Annotated in this window: 20 protein-coding genes and 1 other RNA gene; 7 read left to right on the forward strand and 14 right to left on the reverse strand. The window is 55.5% G+C overall.

Annotated elements, in window-relative coordinates; translation table 11 throughout:
* Nucleotides 1–224: 224 nt before the first annotated feature.
* Genes ubiI through ACMGGU_RS17060 form a run of 4 tightly spaced genes read right to left on the reverse strand, consistent with a single transcriptional unit; the run spans nt 225 to nt 4,538 of the window.
* Nucleotides 225–1,427: an FAD-dependent 2-octaprenylphenol hydroxylase gene (ubiI, locus tag ACMGGU_RS17045; protein ID WP_262778839.1), complete on the reverse strand. Its 1,203-nt coding sequence runs from the start codon at nt 1,425–1,427 to the stop codon at nt 225–227.
* Nucleotides 1,428–1,439: 12 nt separating this feature from the next.
* Nucleotides 1,440–2,618 carry a 2-octaprenyl-6-methoxyphenyl hydroxylase gene (ubiH, locus tag ACMGGU_RS17050; RefSeq protein WP_420300761.1) on the reverse strand — a complete coding sequence of 393 codons (1,179 nt, stop codon included), beginning with the start codon at nt 2,616–2,618 and terminating at the stop codon, nt 1,440–1,442.
* A complete protein-coding gene (pepP, locus tag ACMGGU_RS17055; RefSeq protein WP_420300980.1) occupies nt 2,615–3,928 on the reverse strand; it encodes a Xaa-Pro aminopeptidase in 1,314 nt (437 codons plus the stop codon). The genes ubiH and pepP overlap by 4 nt, the downstream gene beginning before the upstream one ends.
* A gap of 31 nt (nt 3,929–3,959) precedes the next feature.
* Nucleotides 3,960–4,538 carry a YecA family protein gene (locus ACMGGU_RS17060; protein ID WP_024906571.1) on the reverse strand — a complete coding sequence of 193 codons (579 nt, stop codon included), beginning with the start codon at nt 4,536–4,538 and terminating at the stop codon, nt 3,960–3,962.
* A 168-nt stretch (nt 4,539–4,706) separates the two neighbouring features.
* Here ACMGGU_RS17060 and zapA point away from each other — a divergent pair, with 168 nt between their 5' ends.
* The 3 genes from zapA to ACMGGU_RS17075 all read left to right on the forward strand — a co-directional run bounded on the left by zapA (nt 4,707) and on the right by ACMGGU_RS17075 (nt 5,882).
* Nucleotides 4,707–5,036 carry a cell division protein ZapA gene (zapA, locus tag ACMGGU_RS17065; protein WP_006811891.1) on the forward strand — a complete coding sequence of 110 codons (330 nt, stop codon included), beginning with the start codon at nt 4,707–4,709 and terminating at the stop codon, nt 5,034–5,036.
* 41 nt (nt 5,037–5,077) lie between these two features.
* Nucleotides 5,078–5,261, forward strand: a non-coding RNA gene (gene ssrS, locus ACMGGU_RS17070) — 6S RNA.
* 24 nt (nt 5,262–5,285) lie between these two features.
* Complete coding sequence (locus ACMGGU_RS17075; protein WP_104950158.1) at nt 5,286–5,882, forward strand: 5-formyltetrahydrofolate cyclo-ligase; 597 nt, start codon at nt 5,286–5,288, stop codon at nt 5,880–5,882.
* Between the two features lie 102 nt (nt 5,883–5,984).
* Here ACMGGU_RS17075 and serA read toward each other — a convergent pair whose 3' ends face one another.
* Together serA and rpiA are read right to left on the reverse strand one after the other, a co-directional pair.
* On the reverse strand, nt 5,985–7,217 hold the full coding sequence (gene serA, locus ACMGGU_RS17080) for a phosphoglycerate dehydrogenase (protein WP_021242062.1): 1,233 nt from the start codon (nt 7,215–7,217) through the stop codon (nt 5,985–5,987).
* A 266-nt stretch (nt 7,218–7,483) separates the two neighbouring features.
* Nucleotides 7,484–8,143: a ribose-5-phosphate isomerase RpiA gene (rpiA, locus tag ACMGGU_RS17085; protein ID WP_014885151.1), complete on the reverse strand. Its 660-nt coding sequence runs from the start codon at nt 8,141–8,143 to the stop codon at nt 7,484–7,486.
* Nucleotides 8,144–8,270: 127 nt separating this feature from the next.
* Between rpiA and argP the strand changes: the two genes are divergently transcribed.
* Nucleotides 8,271–9,164: a DNA-binding transcriptional regulator ArgP gene (gene argP, locus ACMGGU_RS17090; RefSeq protein WP_008499727.1), complete on the forward strand. Its 894-nt coding sequence runs from the start codon at nt 8,271–8,273 to the stop codon at nt 9,162–9,164.
* 43 nt (nt 9,165–9,207) lie between these two features.
* Here the strand turns inward: argP and ACMGGU_RS17095 are convergent, their stop codons facing one another.
* The 7 genes from ACMGGU_RS17095 to tkt form a co-directional block, all read right to left on the reverse strand.
* Entirely contained in the window at nt 9,208–9,939 is a 732-nt protein-coding gene (locus ACMGGU_RS17095; RefSeq protein ID WP_008499728.1) for an oxidative stress defense protein, read from the reverse strand.
* A gap of 91 nt (nt 9,940–10,030) precedes the next feature.
* Nucleotides 10,031–10,666 (reverse strand): arginine exporter ArgO, encoded by a 636-nt coding sequence (argO, locus tag ACMGGU_RS17100; RefSeq protein ID WP_021242063.1) that lies wholly within the window; start codon nt 10,664–10,666, stop codon nt 10,031–10,033.
* 145 nt (nt 10,667–10,811) lie between these two features.
* The gene (locus ACMGGU_RS17105) at nt 10,812–11,666 is read right to left on the reverse strand and encodes a small-conductance mechanosensitive channel MscS (protein WP_039265487.1); all 855 of its coding nucleotides are present in this window, start codon (nt 11,664–11,666) and stop codon (nt 10,812–10,814) included.
* Between the two features lie 186 nt (nt 11,667–11,852).
* Complete coding sequence (gene fbaA, locus ACMGGU_RS17110) at nt 11,853–12,932, reverse strand: class II fructose-bisphosphate aldolase (RefSeq protein WP_008499731.1); 1,080 nt, start codon at nt 12,930–12,932, stop codon at nt 11,853–11,855.
* A 92-nt stretch (nt 12,933–13,024) separates the two neighbouring features.
* Nucleotides 13,025–14,188 (reverse strand): phosphoglycerate kinase, encoded by a 1,164-nt coding sequence (gene pgk, locus ACMGGU_RS17115; RefSeq protein WP_008499732.1) that lies wholly within the window; start codon nt 14,186–14,188, stop codon nt 13,025–13,027.
* A gap of 49 nt (nt 14,189–14,237) precedes the next feature.
* On the reverse strand, nt 14,238–15,257 hold the full coding sequence (gene epd, locus ACMGGU_RS17120) for an erythrose-4-phosphate dehydrogenase (protein ID WP_045909922.1): 1,020 nt from the start codon (nt 15,255–15,257) through the stop codon (nt 14,238–14,240).
* A 325-nt stretch (nt 15,258–15,582) separates the two neighbouring features.
* A complete protein-coding gene (tkt, locus tag ACMGGU_RS17125) occupies nt 15,583–17,574 on the reverse strand; it encodes a transketolase (protein WP_395299562.1) in 1,992 nt (663 codons plus the stop codon).
* Between the two features lie 272 nt (nt 17,575–17,846).
* On the opposite strand from tkt, the gene ACMGGU_RS17130 reads away from it, so the two are divergent.
* Both ACMGGU_RS17130 and ACMGGU_RS17135 read left to right on the forward strand, forming a co-directional pair.
* Nucleotides 17,847–18,605, forward strand: a complete 759-nt coding sequence (locus ACMGGU_RS17130) for a M48 family metallopeptidase (protein WP_021242066.1) — start codon at nt 17,847–17,849, stop codon at nt 18,603–18,605.
* A 209-nt stretch (nt 18,606–18,814) separates the two neighbouring features.
* Complete coding sequence (locus ACMGGU_RS17135) at nt 18,815–20,083, forward strand: OprD family outer membrane porin (RefSeq protein ID WP_032653315.1); 1,269 nt, start codon at nt 18,815–18,817, stop codon at nt 20,081–20,083.
* Nucleotides 20,084–20,132: 49 nt separating this feature from the next.
* Here ACMGGU_RS17135 and speB read toward each other — a convergent pair whose 3' ends face one another.
* Nucleotides 20,133–21,053 carry an agmatinase gene (speB, locus tag ACMGGU_RS17140; RefSeq protein ID WP_008499737.1) on the reverse strand — a complete coding sequence of 307 codons (921 nt, stop codon included), beginning with the start codon at nt 21,051–21,053 and terminating at the stop codon, nt 20,133–20,135.
* 448 nt (nt 21,054–21,501) lie between these two features.
* On the opposite strand from speB, the gene ACMGGU_RS17145 reads away from it, so the two are divergent.
* Nucleotides 21,502–22,062, forward strand: coding sequence for a fimbrial protein (locus ACMGGU_RS17145; protein WP_045909925.1), 561 nt, complete (start codon nt 21,502–21,504; stop codon nt 22,060–22,062).
* Nucleotides 22,063–22,070 lie beyond the last annotated feature (8 nt).

Genomic DNA, 22,070 nt, shown 5'->3' on the forward strand with positions numbered 1-22,070 from the left:
TATTCACTGGAAAAATGCGATTAACCCCGCACAAAATTAACAATGATCTAACAGGATTTAGCACATGGTGATATTTCGTGCGGAAAATCGGGCCGAATTTCCGTAACGAGAAAAATGCGACATTAGATTATCTAATGCGAAAAATGACGTGAAATTAGAATATTTCAAACGAGGGAATTTCCCGGCGCAGAGGCCGGGAAAATAAAGTGTGACGGGGATCTAAGTTAGCGCAGCCAGTCAGGGAGATCGTTAAGACCCATCGCCTGACGGAGAAGTTGAGGTTTGACGCCAGGAAGCGTATCGGCCAGTTTAAGACCGATATCGCGCAGCAGTTTTTTCGCCGGATTTGCCCCGGCAAACAGCTCGCGGAAGCCCTGCATGCCCGCCAGCATCATCGCCGCACTGTGCTTGCGGCTGCGCTCGTAGCGACGCAGATAGAGATGCTGGCCGATGTCTTTTCCTTCGCGATGCAGGCGACGCAGCTCCTCGACCAGCTCCGCCGCGTCCATAAAGCCAAGGTTAACGCCCTGCCCGGCCAGCGGATGAATGGTATGCGCCGCATCCCCCACCAGCGCCAGACGGTGCGCCGCAAACTGACGCGCGTAGCGGCCGGTTAGCGGGAACACCTGACGTTCGCTTTCAAGAGAGCACAGGCCAAGGCGGTTATCAAAGGCCACGCACAGCGCCTGGTTAAAGGCCTCCGGCGTCGCCTCATGCATCTGCCGGGCTTTGTCCGGCACCAGGGACCAGACGATCGAGCACAGGTGCGGATCGGCAAGCGGCAGGAACGCCAGTATGCCGTCGTTGTGGAAAATCTGGCGCGCCACGCCGCCGTGCGGCTCTTCGGTGCGGATCGTCGCGACCAGAGCGTGATGACGATAGTCCCAGAAGGTCAGCGGGATATCGGCTTTATTACGCAGCCAGGAGTTGGCACCGTCAGCACCGACCACCAGGCGCGCGGTCAGCATGTCGCCGCTCTGCAGGGTGATAAACGCCTCGTTTTCGCCCCACGCCACCTGCTGGATCTGCGCAGGCGCAATCAGCGTCACGTCGCTGCACTGCTGTGCTTTTTGCCACAGCGCGTGGTGGATCACCGCGTTTTCAACGATGTGGCCCAGATGGCTATAGCCCATGCTTTCATCATCAAAAGCAATATGACCAAAGCTGTCCTTATCCCACACCTCCATGCCGTGATAGCAGCTGGCGCGGTTCGCCACAATATCTGACCAGACGCCAAGGTGCGTCAGAAGCTTTTCGCTGGCCGCATTAATGGCCGAGACGCGGAGTTCCGGCGGCGCATCCGGGGCAACGGGCTGGGGCTGTTTTTGCTCCAGTACCGCCACGCGCAGGCCGCTGCCCTGTAATCCACAGGCCAATGCCAGTCCGACCATTCCGCCGCCAACGATGGCGACATCAACATTTTGCACGGTGATAACTCCTTAACGCGCAACCCAACCCAGGGTCCGCTGCGCCAGCACGTCACGTGCCGGAATGAATAGTTCCATCGCCATCAGCCCGAGATTGCGACCCGCAACCAGCGGTGCCCAGCGATTGGCAAAAAGATGGACCAGGCCATCGGTCACACCGATGGTGGCCTCTTTATCCGCCTGACGGCGCTTCTGGTAATGACTCAGCACCGAATACGCCCCGCAGTCTTTTTGCTCGCCCCATGCCTGCGCCAGTGATTCGGCAAGGCTCATGACGTCGCGTAAGCCAAGGTTAAAGCCTTGCCCCGCGATGGGATGCAGCGTCTGCGCGGCGTTACCGACAAGCGCCAGACGATGGGAGATGGACTGAGATGCCGTAGTCAGCGAAAGCGGATAGACCGTCCGCTTGCCGGCATGGGTAATACGCCCCAGCCGCCAGCCAAAGGCTTTCTGCAGCTCGGTGCAAAAACGTTCGTCGGACCAGGCCTTCACCTCTTCAGCCTTATCCTGCGGATGACACCAGACCAGGGAACAGCGCCCGTCCGACATCGGCAGCATCGCCAGTGGGCCATGCTGCGTAAAGCGCTCAAATGCCCTGCCGTTGTGGTCAGCTGCGGTAGCGACGTTCGCAATGACCGCCACCTGGCCGTAAGGCTGCTGGCGCCACTCCACGCCGCACTGGGTGCCGAGCGAGGAGCGCGAACCGTCCGCAGCGACCAGAAGCTGGCCTTCAAGGGCGGTGCCGTTTTCCAGCGTCACGCTGACCGACGCTTCACTTCGGCTCACGCTGGCCACGCGCGCGGGGCAATGCAGCGTGACGCCCGGCGCGTCCTGGAGCAGGCGGAACAGACGCAATCCGACGTCGTGTAGCTCAACAACCTGACCCAGGGCATCAATCCGGTAATCCTGCGCATCCAGTGTGACAAAGCCCGCATGGCCGCGATCGCTGACGTGAACGGTCTCGATCGCCGCAGCTCGGTCGGCAATTGCCTGCCAGATACCAATGCGCGAAAGCTGCTGGCAGGTGCCCTGCGCCAGCGCGATGGCGCGGGCATCAAACCCGGGGTGGTTGGACGCCTCTGGCGCAACGGCTTCCACCAGGTGCACCGGAAGCTGCCCCTGCGTCAAATGCGAAATGGCCAGCGCCAGCGTGGCCCCGGTCATGCCGCCGCCAACGATAATCACGCTCATGCGCGCGCCGCTGCCATCAGCGCCTCGATATCGTCAGCGTTTTTCACGACGCTGGCGGTCAGGTTTTCGTTACCGGTCTCGGTAATCACGATGTCATCTTCAATACGAATACCAATCCCGCGGTACGCTTCAGGCACGTCGGCATCCGGCGCGATATAGAGACCCGGCTCCACGGTTAACACCATGCCCGGCTCCAGCACGCGGGAACGGTCGGTGCCGTAGGCGCCAACGTCATGCACGTCCAGCCCCAGCCAGTGGCTCAGGCCGTGCATAAAGTACGGTCGATGCGCATTTTCAGCAATCAGGGTATCTACGTCCCCTTTCAGGATACCGAGCCTGACCAGACCGGTAATCATGATGCGCACCACTTCACCGGTCACTTCCTGGATGGAGGTACCCGGACGATACAGCCTGAGCGCCGTCTCAAGGGATTCGAGAACAATGTCGTAAATCGCGCGCTGTGCCGGCGAGAATTTACCGTTCACCGGGAAGGTCCGGGTGATGTCCCCCGCATAGCCCTGATATTCGCAACCGGCGTCAATCAGCACCAGATCGCCGTCGCGCAGCGCGCTTTCGTTTTCGGTGTAGTGCAGAATGCAGCCGTTTTCCCCGCCGCCAACAATGGTGTTGTAGGAGGGATAGCGCGCGCCGTGGCGGTTAAATTCGTGGTGAATTTCGCCTTCCAGCTGGTATTCGAACATCCCGGGACGGCATTTCTCCATCGCGCGGGTATGCGCCAGCGCGCTGATTTCGCCCGCGCGGCGCATCACGTTCAGCTCTTCTTCAGACTTGAACAGGCGCATCTCATGCACCACCGGACGCCAGTCCGTCAGCGTGGCCGGTGCGGACAGGTTCTGCCGCGAGCCTTTGCGCAGCTTATCCAGCGCGGTGAAGACAATCTCATCGGCGTAAGCATATTCGCCCTGCGCGTGATAGAGCACGTCGAGGCCGTTAAGCAGCTGGTAGAGCTGCTGGTTGATTTCGCTAAACGCCAGCGCACGGTCGACGCCCAGCTTTTCCGGTGCGGCCTCTTGCCCTAAGAGGCGACCAAACCAGATTTCGGCCGTCAGATCGCGCACGCGGTTGAAAATCACGCTGTGGTTGTGGGTGTCATCGCTCTTAATCAACACCAGTACCGCTTCCGGCTCGTTAAAGCCGGTGAAGTACCAGAAGTCGCTGCTCTGGCGATAGGGATATTCGCTGTCGGCGCTGCGCGTCACTTCAGGCGCGGCAAAAATCAGCGCGGCGCTGCCCGGCTGCATTTTTGCCAGCAGCGCCTGACGGCGGCGCGAATACTCTTGACTCGAGATAACCATGACACCCTCCTGTGCGTTATTTTTCTTAATGTAAGGTTGGCTTGCGGACTTCCGGCGCAGTCGGCTGTGAGCGCGTAAAGTTGTCGTGGCACAGCAGTGCCGCCACGCGCACGTACTCGATGATCTCTTCGAGAGACATTTCCAGCTCTTCCTGGTCTTCGTCTTCATCGTAGCCAAGCTGGGCGATGTTGCGCAGATCGTCGATCGCTTCACCCGCTTCGCCGGTGACTTTATCCAGTTTAGGCTGCGTGACGCCCAGACCCAGCAGATAGTGATTTACCCACCCCGCCAGCGCATCGGCGCGATCGAACACGCTGACGTCGTCGCCTTCAGGCAGATAAAGCTGAAAAAGGAAGCCATCGTCTTCCAGCGAATCACTGATGGCGGCATGCATTTTACGCAGCGCTTCCGCCAGCTCGTGACCAAACGCCAGCCCTTCATTCGTGAGGTCGTGGATCAGCGGCTGCCATGAGCTGTCGCTGTTTCCGCCGCACAGCATGCCACTGATCAGACCGTGCATTTCGGCAGGGGTTAAACCGACTCCCTGCTGGTTCAGTAACTGGTTTAAATCCTTGTAACCAGGCATTTCGTTCTGTATAGACATGCGCATTCGTCATCATTGGGGGGAAGTTTCATGATATGCTACCACTTTGGACCCTGGTGATACCAGAAAAGGGCTTGTATCTTCACATCAGGGTAGCTATAGTGTCGCCCCTTCGCAGCCCCCGGGGCATCAGGCGAAGGCAGCGCAGTCAATCAGCAGGAAGGTGGCATGTCTGCACAACCCGTCGATCTCCAGATTTTTGGCCGTTCACTGCGAGTGAATTGTCCGCCTGAACAAAGGGATGCTTTGAATCAGGCTGCGGACGATTTGAATCAGCGGTTGCAAGATCTAAAAGAACGCACTAGAGTCACAAATACTGAGCAGCTGGTTTTCATCGCCGCGTTGAACATCAGCTATGAACTGACTCAGGAAAAAGCGAAGACCCGCGACTACGCGGCAAGCATGGAGCAGCGCATTAAAATGCTCCAGCAGACCATAGAACAGGCATTGCTTGATCAAGGTCGCAATCCCGAAAGACCGGGACCCAAGTTTGAATAACACTTCTCAGTTGACTATGGTAGAGTAACTGTGAAGACAAAATTTCTCTGAGATGTTCGCAAGCGGGCCAGTCCCCTGAGCCGATATTTCATACCACAAGAATGTGGCGCTCCATGGTTGGTGAGCATGCTCGGTCCGTCCGAGAAGCCTTAAAACTATGACGACACATTCACCTTGAACCAAGGGTTCAAGGGTTACAGCCTGCGGCGGCATCTCGGAGATTCCCTCTCTTTTCTTCTACCGACTACCATGACTCAATTCCCTGAAGTTTCGGCTTCACGCCAGGACATTCGTCAGCTCATTCGTCAACGCCGTCGTGCGTTAACCCCCGTTCAGCAAGCGCATTTTGCCCAGCAGGCCGCCGCCCGTATGATGGCGTATCCCCCTGTCGTGATGGCGCGCACGGTTGCCCTGTTTCTGTCATTTGATGGAGAACTGGATACCCAACCGCTGATAGAGCAACTCTGGCGCGCCGGGAAGAAGGTATACCTGCCGGTGCTACACCCGTTCAGTGAAGGCAATCTGCTGTTTTTGCACTATCACCCGCACAGCGAGCTGGTGGTGAATCGTCTGAAAATCACCGAACCGAAACTCGACGTGCGCGACGTGCTGCCTCTGTCACAGCTGGATGTGCTGATTACGCCGTTGGTCGCGTTTGATGAGCAGGGACAGCGCCTGGGAATGGGCGGTGGTTTTTACGACCGGACACTGCAAAACTGGCAGCAGTATGGATTGCAGCCGGTGGGCTACGCGCATGATTGCCAGGGCGTGGAGGCGTTGCCGGTAGAAAAATGGGATGTGCCGTTACCGGCGGTGGTGACGCCCAGTAAAACGTGGCTTTGGTAGAATAAAGCCGGGTGGCGGCTACGCCTTACCCGGCCTACATAAATCCTCGAACATTGTAGGTCGGGTAAGCGTAAGCGCCACCCGACACCACAGACCGCACCATCAGTACAGCAGACGCGCGCGAATCGTCCCCGGAATGGCCTTCATGCTCAGCAGCGCTTTCTCGGCCACATCGTCATCCGCTTCGATATCAATAACCACATAGCCCATCTGCGAGTTGGTCTGCAGATACTGCGCGGCAATGTTTACGCCCTGCTCGGCAAAGATCTGGTTAATCGCGGTCAGCACGCCTGGACGGTTTTCGTGGATGTGCAGCAGACGACGGCCACCGTGCAGCGGCAGAGACACTTCCGGGAAGTTCACCGCAGAGAGCGTAGAACCGTTGTCGGAGTATTTACTCAGCTTACCCGCCACTTCAAGACCGATATTCTCCTGCGCTTCCTGGGTAGAACCGCCGATGTGTGGCGTCAGGATCACGTTGTCGAACTCGCACAGCGGAGAGGTAAACGGATCGCTGTTGGTCGCAGGCTCCGTCGGGAAGACGTCGATGGCGGCGCCCGCCAGGTGCTTACGCTTCAGCGCATCGCACAGCGCAGGGATATCGACAACCGTGCCACGCGCGGCGTTAATCAGCAGTGAGCCCGGCTTCATCAACGCCAGCTCTTCCGCACCCATCATGTTTTTGGTGGACGCATTTTCCGGCACGTGCAGGCTCACCACGTCACTCATGTTCAGCAGGTCAGACAGGTGTTGAACCTGGGTGGCATTGCCCAGCGGCAGCTTGCTTTCGATATCGTAAAAATAGACATGCATACCGAGAGATTCCGCCAGAATCCCCAGCTGGGTACCGATGTGACCATAGCCGATGATACCCAGTTTTTTTCCACGGGCTTCGTAGGAACCCGCAGCCAGTTTGTTCCAGACGCCGCGGTGTGCTTTGGCGTTAGCCTCCGGAATGCCGCGCAGAAGCAGCAGCAGTTCGCCAATGACCAGCTCCGCCACGGAACGGGTGTTGGAGAACGGGGCGTTGAAGACAGGAATACCGCGTTTCGCGGCAGCATTCAGGTCAACCTGGTTGGTACCGATGCAGAAGCAGCCGATAGCCACCAGCTTTTCCGCCGCGGCAATCACATCTTCAGTCAGGTGAGTACGGGATCGCAGGCCAATGAAGTGGGCATCACGGATGGACGCTTTCAGCTCTTCGGTATCGAGCGCGCCTTTGTGAAATTCGATGTTGGTGTAACCTGCCGCACGAAGGCTATCGATTGCTTTTTGATGCACGCCCTCGACCAGCAGGAATTTAATCTTGTCTTTCTCCAGTGATACCTTTGCCATTTACCCGACCCTGTTTTTGTCTGAACTGATGTTGTGCTGGATATAAATCCGCTGTAGCCAACATATCAAAAAAAACTATTGCAGCAATATGAACGTTTGCGTCGGCACGCTGAAGGAAAGTCATACAGCGCAAAATGGCAGAGGAAAATGCTATGGAAATTTACAAACGCGGAAGGATCGGCAAAAGAGGCATAAAAACGTGACACAAGTCACCGAATTTAGCGTATCAAAAATTTTTTAGCGGGGGGAGGACTCCCCCCGTCAGATCATTTTACGATGGTTTTCACACCGTCAGCGGTGCCGATCAGCGCCACATCCGCGCCACGGTTGGCGAATAGCCCTACGGTCACGACGCCAGGAATGGCGTTGATGGCATTTTCCAGCGCAATCGCGTCGAGAATTTCCAGACCGTGAACGTCGAGGATCACGTTACCGTTGTCGGTCACTACGCCCTGACGATATTCCGGGCGACCGCCCAGCTTCACCAGCTGACGGGCAACCGCGCTGCGGGCCATCGGGATCACTTCAACCGGCAGCGGGAAATTCCCCAGAATGTCTACCTGCTTGGAGGCGTCGGCGATGCAGATAAACTTGTCCGCAACGGAGGCGATGATTTTTTCACGCGTCAGCGCCGCGCCGCCGCCTTTGATCATCTGCATGTGGCCGTTGATTTCATCCGCACCATCAACGTAAATCCCCAGACGATCCACTTCGTTGAGATCGAAAACGGTAATGCCGAGGCTTTTCAGCTTTTCCGTGGAAGCATCAGAGCTGGAAACCGCGCCCTCGATCTGCCCCTTCATCGTGCCCAGCGCATCGATAAAGTGTGCCGCGGTTGATCCCGTACCGACACCGACAATGGTACCCGGCTGTACGTACTGGAGAGCGGCCCATCCTACTGCTTTTTTCAGTTCATCCTGCGTCATGATCGTTTTGCCTGTGGTGTGAAAACTCAGGGCGCATTATAGAACACGTCGAATGGAATTCGTCTGCCACAAAGGGAAAATTGTGTCATAGTGCAGAATAAGCAAAATTAAGGAGCCAGCCAGAGCAATGAAACGTCCGGACTACAGAACACTACAGGCACTTGATGCAGTTATTCGTGAACGAGGTTTTGAGCGCGCGGCGCAAAAGCTTTGCATCACGCAGTCCGCCGTCTCTCAGCGTATCAAACAGCTTGAAAATATGTTCGGCCAGCCGCTGCTGGTGCGTACCGTGCCGCCACGTCCAACCGAGCAAGGACAAAAGCTCCTCGCCCTGCTGCGCCAGGTTGAACTGCTGGAAGACGAGTGGCTGGGTGACGAGCAAACGGGCTCTACGCCGCTGCTGCTCTCTCTGGCGGTCAACGCCGACAGTCTGGCAACCTGGCTGCTGCCGGCCCTGGCGCCGGTCCTCGCGGACTCCCCTATCCGCCTGAATTTGCAGGTTGAAGACGAAACCCGCACCCAGGAGCGCCTGCGTCGCGGTGAGGTAGTTGGGGCGGTCAGTATCCAGCCTCAGGCGCTGCCAAGCTGTCTTGTCGATCAGTTAGGCGCCCTGGATTACCTGTTTGTGGGTTCAAAAGCCTTTGCGGAACGCTACTTCCCCAACGGCGTCACCCGCGCGGCGCTGCTGAAAGCCCCTGCCGTGGCGTTCGACCATCTGGACGATATGCATCAGGCGTTCCTGCAGCAAAACTTCGACCTGCCGCCGGGCAGCGTGCCGTGTCATATCGTTAACTCGTCTGAAGCCTTCGTGCAGCTTGCGCGCCAGGGCACGACCTGCTGCATGATCCCGCACCTGCAGATTGAGAAAGAGTTGAAAAGCGGTGAGCTGATTGACCTGACGCCAGGGCTGTATCAGCGCCGGATGCTCTACTGGCACCGTTTTGCGCCGGAAAGCCGGATGATGCGCAACGTCACCGACGCGCTGCTGGCGTACGGGCATAAAGTATTGAGACAGGATTAAAAAGAAAAGCCGGGTGGCGGCTACGCCTTACCCGGCCTACAGATTACTGAGCCGGTTTCGGCTGTGCTGCAACGGGTTCCAGCTGGAAGACCACATCCACCTGATCGTCGAACTGAATGGTTGGCTGCTCGTAAGTTTCCTGAGCGGACACCGGGGCGGCATCAGCCTTCATCATACGAACCATCGGGCTTGGCTGGTAGTTAGAGACGTGGTAACGCACGCTGTAAACCGGACCGAGCTTGCTCTTAAAGCCAGAAGCCAGCTGTTCCGCCTGGTGAATGGCATCATCAATCGCCGCTTTACGCGCTTCGTCTTTGTATTTCTCCGGTTGCGCAACGCCCAGCGACACGGAACGGATCTCGTTCAGGCCCGCCTTCAGCGCACCGTCCAGCAGCGAGTTAAGCTTATCCAGCTGACGCACGGTCACTTCAACGGTACGCACGGCACGGTAGCCTTTCAGGATGCTTTTGCCATTCTGGTAGTCGTAATCGGGTTGAGTACGCAGGTTCGCAGAGTTGATATCTTTTTTACCGACACCGTTCTGCTCGAGGAAAGAGAGGTATTGCGCAACGCGATCGTCAGCCTGCTTCTTGGCCGTCGCCGCATCTTTCGCCGCCACATTCACCTCAATTGCCAGGGTTGCAACATCGGGTACCGCGTCCACGCTTGCGGTGCCTGACGTGACGATGTGCGGGCCATCCGGCAATTCGCTTGCCTGCACCGACACCGCACCGAAACTTACTAATGCCGCCAGGGCCATCACTTTAAACTTCACTGTCATTCCTCCATGTTGCGAAGAGTGCCCATTAACAGGGCGCATGCCAGCAAGCTTAGCGGGTCTTGTTCAGTTGTCCATAAGACAAGGATTAGTTGAACAATTCCTGGACATGATGAATCCCCTCTTTCGCCAGCTGGAAAGCGATAAACCACATCACCAGGCCGACCAGGGTATTAATGATGCGCTGGGCTTTGGCCGTACGCAGGCGGGGCGCCAGCCATGCCGCCAGAATGGCGAGACCGAAGAACCACAGGAAAGAGGCGCTGACCGTGCCGAGCGCAAACCAGCGTTTCGGTTCAACGTCCAGTTGACCGCCCAGGCTGCCCAGCACGACGAAGGTGTCGAGATAGACATGAGGGTTTAGCCAGGTCACTGCCAGCATGGTGACGATAATCTTCCAGCGGCCCTGCTTCATGACCTCCGCGCTCGCCAGCTCGAGGTTGCTGCTCATCGCCGTTTTTAGGGCGCCGAATCCGTACCAGAGCAGAAACGCCACGCCGCCCCAGGTGACCAGCGCCAGCAGCCACGGAGACTGCATCAGCAGCGCGCTGCCGCCAAAAATCCCGGCGCAGATCAGCAGTAAATCGCTTACCGCGCACAGCAGGGCAATCATCAGATGGTACTGGCGGCGGATGCCCTGATTCATCACGAACGCATTTTGCGGGCCGAGGGGAAGGATCATGGCTGCACCTAAGGCAAGCCCTTGAAAATAATAAGATAGCATGACGATTTTCTCGCAGTGTTGTTCTGGAAGCCGACTATACTGCGCGAATTACATAAGAGGAAATGGATAATATTAATTGGGTATTAGCGGAGCTTATAAAAATAAAGCCCGGTGGCGCTAGCGCTTACCGGGCCTACGGGTGACGTTATTCTGCTTCTTTGACTTTTTTGACGTTTACGTCCATCTGCGGGTACGGGAAGCTGATGCCGTTGGCGTCGAAGTCGCGCTTAATGCGCTCCAGCACGTCCCAGTACACGTTTTGCAGATCGCTGCTTTTGCTCCAGATACGCACCACAAAGTTAATGGAGGAAGCGCCGAGTTCATTCAGGCGAACCGTCTGCTCTTTGTCTTTCAGGATACGGTCGTCTGAAGCAATGATGTTGGTAATCAGCGACTTCACCTGATCGATATCGGAGTCGTATGCCACGCTAATAATCAGTTCGTTACGACGCACCGGCTCACGGGAGAAGTTGATGATGTTGCCCGCGATAATTTTCCCGTTCGGCACGACCACGATGCGGCCATCGACGGTGCGCATGGTCGTTGAGAAAATTTGTACCTGCAGCACGGTTCCGGCAATGCCGCCAAGGTCAACGTACTCGCCGGAGCGGAACGGACGGAAGGTCACCAGCAGAACGCCTGCCGCCAGGTTTGAAAGCGAGCCCTGCAGCGCCAGACCAATAGCCAGACCGGCGGCACCGAGAACGGCGATGACAGAGGCGGTTTGCACCCCAACACGGCCCAGCGCCGCAATCAGCGTAAAGGCGATAATGCCGTAACGCACCAGTGCGGAGAGGAAGTCAGCCACCGTGGCGTCAATGTGACGGGCCAGCATCACGCGGTTAACCGTATTCGAGACAATACGCGCCACGATCATCCCGACGATGATGATGGCAATCGCCGCGACGATGTTCACGGCATAGCTCAGCAGCAGGGCCTGGTTGCGCACCAGCCAGTTACCGGCGTTATTGATGCTGTCTACAACATCGAGTTGTTCCATTTATTCTTCCTTTTGTTAAACCAAAACACAAAATCCATCCCCCATGGAGACAGGCAGGTCTGTAAAGGGTAAACAAAAAGCACTGGTTTTGCCAAACAGATCACAAAAGCAGGTCTGGCAGGGTATTGAAAAAGCATAAAAAAAGGCCCGCATTTGCGGGCCTTCTGATGCTGTTAGCAGCTCAAATTACAGAACGTCGATCGCGTTCAGTTCTTTGAAAGCCTGCTCCAGACGGGTCACCATGGACGTCTGCGCTGCGCGCAGCCATACGCGTGGATCGTAGTATTTCTTGTTTGGCTGGTCTTCGCCTTTCGGGTTGCCCAGCTGGCCCTGCAGGTAAGCTTCGTTCGCTTTGTAGTACTGCAGGATACCGTCCCAGGTTGCCCACTGGGTGTCGGTATCGATGTTCATTTTCACAACGCCGTAGCTTACGGAGTCTTTGATTTCCTGAGCAGAAGAACCGGAACCGCCGTGGAAGACGAAGTTCAGGCTGTTGTGCGGCAGGTTGTGTTTCTTGGAAACGTATTCCTGAGAATCACGCAGGATGGTTGGGGTCAGAACCACGTTACCTGGTTTGTAAACGCCGTGTACGTTACCGAAGGACGCTGCGATGGTGAAGCGTGGGCTGATTTTGCTCAGCTCGGTGTAAGCGTAATCAACGTCTTCTGGCTGGGTGTACAGTGCAGAAGCGTCCATGTGGCTGTTGTCCACGCCGTCTTCTTCACCGCCGGTGCAACCCAGTTCGATTTCCAGGGTCATGTCCATTTTGGCCATGCGCGCCAGGTACTTAGAGCAGATTTCGATGTTTTCGTGCAGTGACTCTTCAGACAGGTCGATCATGTGAGAAGAGAACAGTGGCTTACCGGTTGCCGCGAAGTGTTTTTCACCCGCGTCCAGCAGACCGTCGATCCACGGCAGCAGTTTCTTCGCGCAGTGGTCAGTGTGCAGGATAACTGGAACACCGTAGTGCTCAGCCATCTGGTGAACGTGGTGCGCACCAGAGATAGCGCCCAGGATTGCAGCACCCTGAGGAATGTCAGTTTTCACGCCTTTACCTGCGATGAACGCAGCGCCGCCGTTAGAGAACTGAACGATAACCGGTGCTTTAACTTTTGCAGCGGTTTCCAGTACGGCGTTGATGGAGTCGGTACCCACGCAGTTAACTGCTGGCAGAGCGAAGTTGTTTTCTTTAGCTACCTGGAACACTTTCTGTACGTCATCACCAGTGATAACGCCAGGTTTTACGAAATCAAAAATTTTAGACATGTTGCTTAGTCCTGTATCTTCGGCCGTTAGAAAAGGTGCGAGCTCTTAAAAGCGCGCTGAAAATTGGGCAGGTTTCCCTGCCCTTGAATGGCTTACTTCTTAGCGCGCTCTTCGAGCATTGCTACTGCTGGCAGTACTTTGCCTTCCACGAATTCGAGGAATGCGCCGCCACCAGTGGAGATGTAGGAGATCTTGTCAGCGATACCGAACAGGTCGATTGCTGCCAGGGTGTCACCACCGCCTGCGATAGAGAACGCTTCGCTGTCTGCGATAGCGTTAGCAACGATTTCAGTCCCTTTGCGGAAGTTCGGGAATTCGAACACGCCAACCGGACCGTTCCACAGGATAGTTTTTGCGTTTTTGAGGATTTCAGCCAGTTTCTGTGCAGAAACGTCGCCCAGATCCAGAATCTGCTCTTCGTCTTTGATGTCGTTTACAGACTTCAGAGTCGCGGTTGCGGTTTCGGAGAACTCGGTCGCGACGCGAACGTCAGTTGGAACCGGGATATCACAGGTACCCAGCAGGCGTTTGGCTTCGTCAACCAGGTCTGCTTCGTACAGGGATTTACCCACGTTGTGGCCCTGAGCGGCAACGAAGGTGTTCGCGATACCACCACCAACGATCAGCTGGTCAGCGATTTTAGACAGGGAATCCAGAACGGTCAGTTTGGTAGAAACTTTAGAACCACCAACGATAGCGACCATCGGACGAGCAGGTTCTTTCAGCGCTTTACCCAGCGCTTCCAGTTCGTCAGCCAGCAGAGGACCGGCACACGCAACGTCTGCGAATTTACCGATACCGTGGGTAGACGCCTGAGCACGGTGCGCCGTACCGAAGGCATCCATCACGAACACGTCGCACAGTGCAGCGTATTTTTTGGAAAGGGTTTCGTCGTCTTTCTTCTCGCCTTTGTTGAAGCGAACGTTTTCCAGAACAACCAGTTCACCGGCTGCAACGTCAACGCCGTCCAGGTAATCTTTCACCAGGCGAACCGGGTTGGACAGTTTGTCTTTCAGGTAATTAACCACTGGCAGCAGAGAGAACTCTTCGTTGTACTCGCCTTCAGTTGGACGACCCAGGTGGGAGGTGACCATCACTTTAGCGCCCTGCTTCAGAGCCAGCTCGATGGTTGGCAGAGATGCACGGATACGCGCGTCGCTGGTCACTTTGCCATCTTTAACCGGTACGTTCAGATCGGCACGGATGAAAACGCGTTTACCAGCCAGATCCAGATCGGTCATCTTAATTACAGACATGGTGAATCCTCTCGTTGATTCTTAAAGTTTTGCAGACGCACGATGCGTCTTACCTGAAACCTTGAGCAGCCATTGCTAACGTGGTGTCGAGCATTCGGTTAGCAAAGCCCCATTCGTTATCACACCAGACCAGCGTCTTGATAAGGTGTGCGCCACTAACCCTCGTTTGCGTGCCATCGACGATGGCGCTGTGCGGGTCGTGGTTAAAATCTACTGAGACCAACGGTAATTCCGTATAGTCAACTATACCATGAAATGCCCCCTGTGCCGCTTTTTGCAGCAACAGGTTGACTTCACAGGCTTTTACCGGTTTTTTCACCGTTACGCTAAGGTCGATTGCGGTGACGTTGATTGTTGGGACGCGCACGGCAATCGCTTCAAAACGGTCATTGAACTGCGGAAAAATTCGGGTGATCCCTGCCGCCAGTTTCGTATCCACCGGAATGATTGACTGGCTCGCTGCACGCGTGCGCCGTAAATCCGGGTGGTAAGCGTCAATGACCTGCTGATCGTGCATGGCGGAGTGAATCGTGGTCACGGTGCCGGACTCAATGCCATACGCATCGTCTAACAATTTGATGACCGGAATAATGCAGTTGGTGGTACAGGAGGCGTTGGAAACAATGCGGTGTTCGGCCTGCAGCTCATGCTGGTTGACGCCAAACACGACCGTCGCGTCGAGGTCGTTACTGCCGGGATGAGAAAACAGAACTTTTTTCGCGCCGGCTGTCAGATGCGCTTCGCCATGTTCGCGATTGCCATACACACCGGTACAGTCAAGTACGACATCCACACCCAGTTCACGCCAGGGTAGCCCGGAGATGCTGTTCTCATGCAGCACACGAATCGCGTCATCACCCACAAAAAGCTGATCTCTTTCCTGGCGCACATCCCAGGCAAAGCGTCCGTGGCTGGTGTCATACTTCAATAAATGCGCCATGCCCGCAGCATCCGCCAGTTCATTGATTGCCACCACGGTTATTTCCGCCCGACGTCCGGATTCATACAAAGCACGAACCACATTACGCCCGATGCGACCGAAGCCATTAATCGCTACGCGTACGGTCATAGATCTCCTGCAAAGCAATCCCTGAGTGTGAGGTGGCTGAAAGAGTAATCCAGCTACGCCCGAAGGGGAATCCTTGCTGTCACAAACTGCGATTGATTGGTCAATTGTCGAACATTTAATCGACTGAAACGCTTCAGCAAGAATAAGCGAATCGGGGAATAAAAGGAATGTCTGTCCAGATGAATAAGCGAGCTATATGACTTGCGTCACATTTTCGGTGGAATAATGACGCAAAAAAAGCCGGGTGGCGCGCTAGCGCTTACCCGGCCTACTTTCGAGCCATTTGTAGACCCGGTAAGCGTAGCGCCACCGGGCAAAACGGCGATTACAGCAGTTCTTTCGCTTTCGCGATAACGTTCTCAACGGTGAAGCCGAACTCTTCGAACAGCTGCTCTGCCGGAGCAGACTCACCGAAGGTGGTCATGCCGACGATAGCGCCGTTCAGGCCCACGTATTTGAACCAGTAGTCAGCGATACCCGCTTCCACTGCCACGCGAGCGGAAACCGCTTTAGGCAGTACGGATTCACGGTAAGCGGCATCCTGCTTATCGAACGCGTCGGTAGACGGCATGGAGACCACGCGCGCCTTCACGCCTTCGGCAGTCAGTTTTTCCCATGCGGCAACAGCCAGTTCGACTTCAGAACCGGTAGCGATGAAGATCAGCTCTGGCTGGCCCGCGCAATCTTTCAGCACGTAACCACCGCGAGCGATGTTCGCCAGCTGCTCTGGCGTACGCTCCTGCTGTGCCAGGTTCTGACGGGAGAGGATCAGCGCGGTAGGACCGTCCTGACGCTCAACGCCGTATTTCCACGCTACCGCGGATTCAACCTGGTCACATGGACGCCATGTGCTCATGTTCGGGGTCACGCGCAGAGAAGCCACCTGCTCTACCGGCTGGTGAGTTGGACCGTCTTCGCCCAGACCGATGGAGTCGTGGGTGTAAACCATCACCTGACGCTGTTTCATCAGCGCCGCCATACGCACGGCGTTACGCGCATATTCAACGAACATCAGGAAGGTAGAGGTGTACGGCAGGAAACCACCGTGCAGGGAGATACCGTTGGCAATCGCAGTCATACCGAATTCACGTACACCGTAATGGATGTAGTTACCGGCAGTGTCTTCGTTGATTGGCTTAGAACCGGACCACAGGGTCAGGTTAGATGGCGCCAGATCAGCGGAGCCGCCGAGGAATTCAGGCAGCAGAGGACCGAACGCTTCAATGGCATTCTGAGACGCTTTACGGCTCGCGATTTTAGACGGGTTCGCCTGCAGCTTAGCGATGAACTCGTTCGCTTTCGCGTCGAAGTCAGACGGCATTTCACCTTTCATACGACGGGTGAATTCAGCCGCTTCCTGTGGGAAGGCTTTCGCGTAAGCCGCGAACTTCTCGTTCCACGCCGCTTCTTTCGCCTGGCCTACTTCTTTTGCATCCCACTGAGCATAGATCTCAGATGGGATTTCGAATGCAGGGTATTTCCAGCCCAGCGCTTCGCGGGTCAGTGCGATTTCCGCGTCGCCCAGCGGCGCGCCGTGGGAGTCGTGCGTACCCGCTTTGTTCGGAGAACCGAAGCCGATGATGGTTTTGCACATCAGCAGGGACGGTTTGTCCGTCACAGCGCGCGCTTCTTCTACTGCACGTTTAATCGAGTCAGCATCGTGGCCATCAACGCCACGCACAACGTGCCAGCCGTAAGCTTCGAAACGTTTAGCGGTGTCGTCAGTGAACCAGCCTTCAACGTGACCGTCGATGGAGATACCGTTGTCGTCATAGAACGCAACCAGTTTACCCAGCTTCAGGGTACCTGCCAGGGAGCACACTTCGTGAGAAATGCCTTCCATCATGCAGCCATCGCCCATGAACGCGTAGGTGAAGTGGTCAACGATGTCGTGGCCAGGACGGTTGAACTGCGCCGCCAGGGTCTTCTCAGCGATCGCCATACCCACAGCGTTAGCAATACCCTGACCCAGCGGGCCGGTGGTGGTTTCTACGCCAGCGGTGTAGCCCACTTCCGGGTGACCTGGAGTTTTGGAGTGCAGCTGACGGAAGTTTTTCAGCTCTTCGATAGGCAGATCGTAGCCGGTGAGGTGCAGCAGGCTATAGATCAGCATAGAGCCGTGGCCGTTAGACAGTACGAAACGGTCGCGGTCAGCCCATGACGGGTTCTGCGGGTTGTGGTTCAGGAAATCGCGCCACAGGACTTCGGCGATATCAGCCATACCCATAGGGGCCCCAGGGTGGCCGGATTTGGCTTTCTGTACTGCGTCCATGCTCAGCGCACGAATAGCATTAGCAAGCTCTTTACGTGAGGACATTTTAACTCCAGATCGGACTGTTAAAGGCCATGCCCTTGACGACAGCGCGTTTTGGGCTACGCCGGAAAAAAGTGCCAACAATGTAACCCAAGCGGCATGCCATGTACATGGACCATTCTTTTGCAGCTTAAGAAATCTCTGGATCATGCTCGCATGTTGCGCAATCTACTCGCCCGGCCCTGTAGATATTCCTTATACTTAGCGCGACACCGGCTTCGCTGACGGTGCACTTTTCGGATTTTATTCAGATTAACGAGTACGGAAGCAACCTCATGAAAATGCGTGCAATAGTGCTGGCCCTGGGTACAACGCTCCTGCTGAGCGGCTGTCAGAATATGGATTCTAACGGCCTGATGACCTCAGGCGCAGAGGCCTTTCAGGCCTATTCCCTGAGCGATGCGCAGGTAAAAGCGCTGAGCGACCAGGCCTGTAAAGATATGGACGGAAAAGCCACGCTTGCGCCGGCTAACAGTACCTACACGCAGCGTCTGAATAAGATTGCTTCCGCGCTGGGCGATAACATCAACGGCCAGCCGGTGAACTACAAGGTTTACATGGCGAAAGACGTCAACGCCTTCGCGATGGCGAACGGCTGTATCCGCGTTTACAGCGGCCTGATGGATATGATGACCGACAACGAAGTGGAAGCGGTCATCGGCCATGAAATGGGCCACGTTGCGCTGGGCCACGTGAAGAAAGGGATGCAGGTTGCCTTAGGCACCAATGCCATCCGCGCAGCGGCGGCCTCAGCAGGCGGTATCGTTGGCAGCCTGTCCCAGTCACAGCTTGGCGACGTGGGTGAAAAACTGGTGAACTCCCAGTTCTCCCAGCGTCAGGAGTCCGAAGCGGATGACTACTCCTACGATCTGTTGCGCAAACGCGGCATTAATCCATCCGGTTTAGCCACCAGCTTTGAAAAACTGGCCAAACTGGAAGCAGGACGTCAAAGCTCTATGTTTGACGATCACCCTGCCTCAGAAGAGCGCGCACAGCATATTCGCGACCGTATGGCCGCAGACGGAATTAAATAATTTCAGAAGGAGGCAGTTTTGCCTCCTTTTTATTTCGCATGAATTGTTAACTTAACAGCACGTATCGATAACACCCCTGAAAGCCCCGCCAAATCTACCCTGTTACATTGAAACGTCTGGTCACATAATTATTGCAAAGGTCACTTTTTCCGGTAATTATCCCCCCTGCAGTTATTCAATTAATATATCCAGACAGAGACGTTCCCTCCGTGAAAAAAGAATTATCATTAATTGCTTTAAGTTTATTTTCCGCATTACCTGCCGCTGCAAGCCAGCAATCCGACAGCCAGGGTTTTATTGACGACAGCCATCTGGACCTGTTTTTACGCAATGCGTATATCAGCCGTGATTATCATCAGGGCCAGCAGGATAAAGCCGAATGGGGTCAGGGGATCATCGCCACGTTTGCATCCGGCTATACCGAAGGGCTGGTGGGCTTTGGTGTGGACGGTATTGCTCAATACGGCGTGCGCCTGGACGGCGGTCGCGGCAAGAGCGGCGCAGGCGGCATCGACTTCTTTAAGCAGGAAGACGACGGCCGGGCAAAATCCGATCTGGCAAAGTTTGGCGCAACCGCCAAAATGCGCATCTCGAATACCGTACTGAGCTACGGGAATCAGCGTCCTGAGCTGCCCATCGTCAATGCCGACAGCTCTCGCCTGCTCTTTGAAAGCTACACCGGCACCATGCTGACCTCAAAAGAGATCGACGGTCTGGAAATCAACGCCGGTTATTTCACCGACGAGCAGCGTAAAAGTGACGACCGCCACGACAGCGGGCTGAAGAGCCTCTCCTTCGGCGGCGCGAGCTACCAGTTCAACGATCAGTTCAGCGGCGCGTTTTACGCCTCTCACAATGAAGAGGTGATGAACAAGCAGTATCTGGGCCTGAACTTCAAACAGCCGTTCAGCACCGGGCAGCAGCTGGTGCTCGACTTCAACGGCTATAACTCCCGTCTCGATCAGAGTTACGCGGACAGCCTCGATACGGGCCGCAGCAACGCTATCTGGAGCCTGGCGGCGAGCTACATCTGGGATATTCACACGTTCAAAGTGGCGTACCAGCAGAGCAGCGGCAGCACCGGCTACAACTACGGCGGCTACCGCGACCAGGGCGGCGTAGGTGATGGCGGTAACACCATCTGGCTGGCAAACTCCTACTGGTCTGATTTTAACGGCGAAGATGAACGTTCCTGGCAGGCATCCTACGGTCTGGACTTTGGCGGCCTTGGCCTGCCGGGTCTGAGCTGGACCACCGCCTACGTGCGCGGGGACAACATCAAAACCGCGGAAACCAGCAACGGCAAAGAGCACGAGTGGTTTAACCAGATCCAGTACCAGGTGCAGGATGGCCCGGCGAAGGATCTGAAACTGAAACTGCGCTATTCCGTGCTGCGCGTCTCCAGCAACGCCAGCGACTATAACGTGGGCGGGGACGAGATCCGCGCTTACGTGGAATACCCGTTTAACGTGTTCTAAAGGCAATAAAAAACCTCTCCAGGGAGAGGTTTTTTACGCCAGAAGAGGCTTATTCGCCTTTTTTGGCTGCCTGGATGTAGAGCATTTCCAGTGCCAGGGTCGCTGCGGCCAGCGCAGTGATCTCGGACTGGTCATACGCAGGCGCCACTTCCACCACGTCCATCCCGACAATGTTGAGATCCTTCAGGCCGCGCACCAGCTTGATGGCGCGGTCTGAGGTCAGGCCGCCGATTACCGGGGTACCGGTACCCGGTGCAAATGCCGGATCGAGGCAGTCGATGTCGAAGGTCAGATACACGGGCATATCACCCACGATCTGCTTCACCTGCGCGAGGATGTCATCCACGCCGCGGTCGTTAACCTGACCCGCATCCAGCACGGTGAAGCCGTTATCTTTGTCGAACTCAGTGCGAATACCGATCTGCACGGAGTGGTTCGGGTCGATCAGACCTTCGTTCGGCGCGGTAAAGAACATGGTGCCGTGGTCAAACTCACAGCCGTTGGCGTAGGTGTCGGTATGCGCATCAAAGTGTACCAGCGCCATTTTACCGAAGTGCTTCGCGTGGGCGCGCAGCAGCGGCAGGGTCACGAAGTGGTCGCCGCCGAAGGAGAGCATGCGCTTACCGGCAGCCAGCAACTTCTCGGCGTGGGCCTGCAGCTTTTCGCTCATCTCACGCGCATCACCAAAGGCATACACCAGGTCACCGCAGTCCACCACGTTCAGGCGCTCGCGCATGTCGAAGTTCCACGGGAAACGGTTGTGCTCCCAGGCCAGGTTAGTGGAAACCTGACGGATCGCTGCCGGGCCATGACGCCCACCCGCACGGCCTGACGTTGCCATGTCGAACGGCACGCCAGTGATCACCCAGTCCGCGTCACTGTCGTACGGCTGGAAGTTCATCGGAAGGCGTAAAAAACCAAACGCGTTAGATACCAGAGAGTTATCGTACTGATGACCTAAAGTGCTCATGTCCTGTCCTCGTATCATAGATAGACGATCGTTGCTAAAGGTGAAAAAAAATCCCTTCCGCGTCGTTAAGCCCGACGAGGAAGGGATCTTTTCATATCGTAATGCTGTATGGCGCTAAGAATAGCGCCTGACTCCATTAAATTCAAGCGACTCATAAATACAAATTATATAGCCAACCCTTACCATTCATCGAATAAAACAATAGCCATAAAAATATTATAATCTTTACATTCTTAATATTTCCCCAATGAATATTTAAATGCTCCCATTACGGGCTCACCCTTTATAATTCAAGAGTAAAGCCTTTCCATAACACATTCATACATACATAAACAGCATGAGATAGTCCGAATTCGGATTTTATTTAGTTATAGCGTGTAGTTTTCTCTTTTTTTACTCCCTACAATCCCGCCGCTTTATTAAAATTTATTTCTAAATGTAATTACTTATGAACAAATATTTAAAAATTGGTCTTTTTACCATTCTGGCGGGAGCGGGTTCTGCAGCAGCGGCAGAAGATGGCACGATTACCTTTGACGGTACTATCAGTGACGCAACCTGTGCTATTACAGGCGGTGATGCACAGGGTGAATCTACCTCTCCTGATTTCACCGTGCATCTGCCAAGCGTCAGCACCACCGCGCTGGCAACAGCTGGTCAACGCGCGGGTGACACGCCATTCTTCATTAAACTGAGCGGTGCAAATTGCACCAACAACAAAGTCGCCAGCGTCTTCTTCGAACTGGCACAGAGCACCAATATCAACGCCACCACCGGTAACCTGAGAAACACCGTCACGACGGGCGGTGCCGATAAAGTTGAAATCGGTCTGTTAGATTCCAGCAAAGCGGTTATGAACCTGAACACCGCAAACAACAGCCCGAAAACAGCGACCATTACAGGTAATACCGCTCGCTTCGACTACTGGGCGCAATACGTTGCCACCGGCGGTGCGGCGACGGCCGGTAAAGTCACTACTGACGTCGTTTATTCCATTAAGTACCAGTAATACCTCTA

Source organism: Enterobacter sp. BNK-8 (genome assembly GCF_048685095.1).
In the GTDB taxonomy this organism is placed as follows: Bacteria; Pseudomonadota; Gammaproteobacteria; order Enterobacterales; family Enterobacteriaceae; genus Enterobacter; species Enterobacter quasiroggenkampii.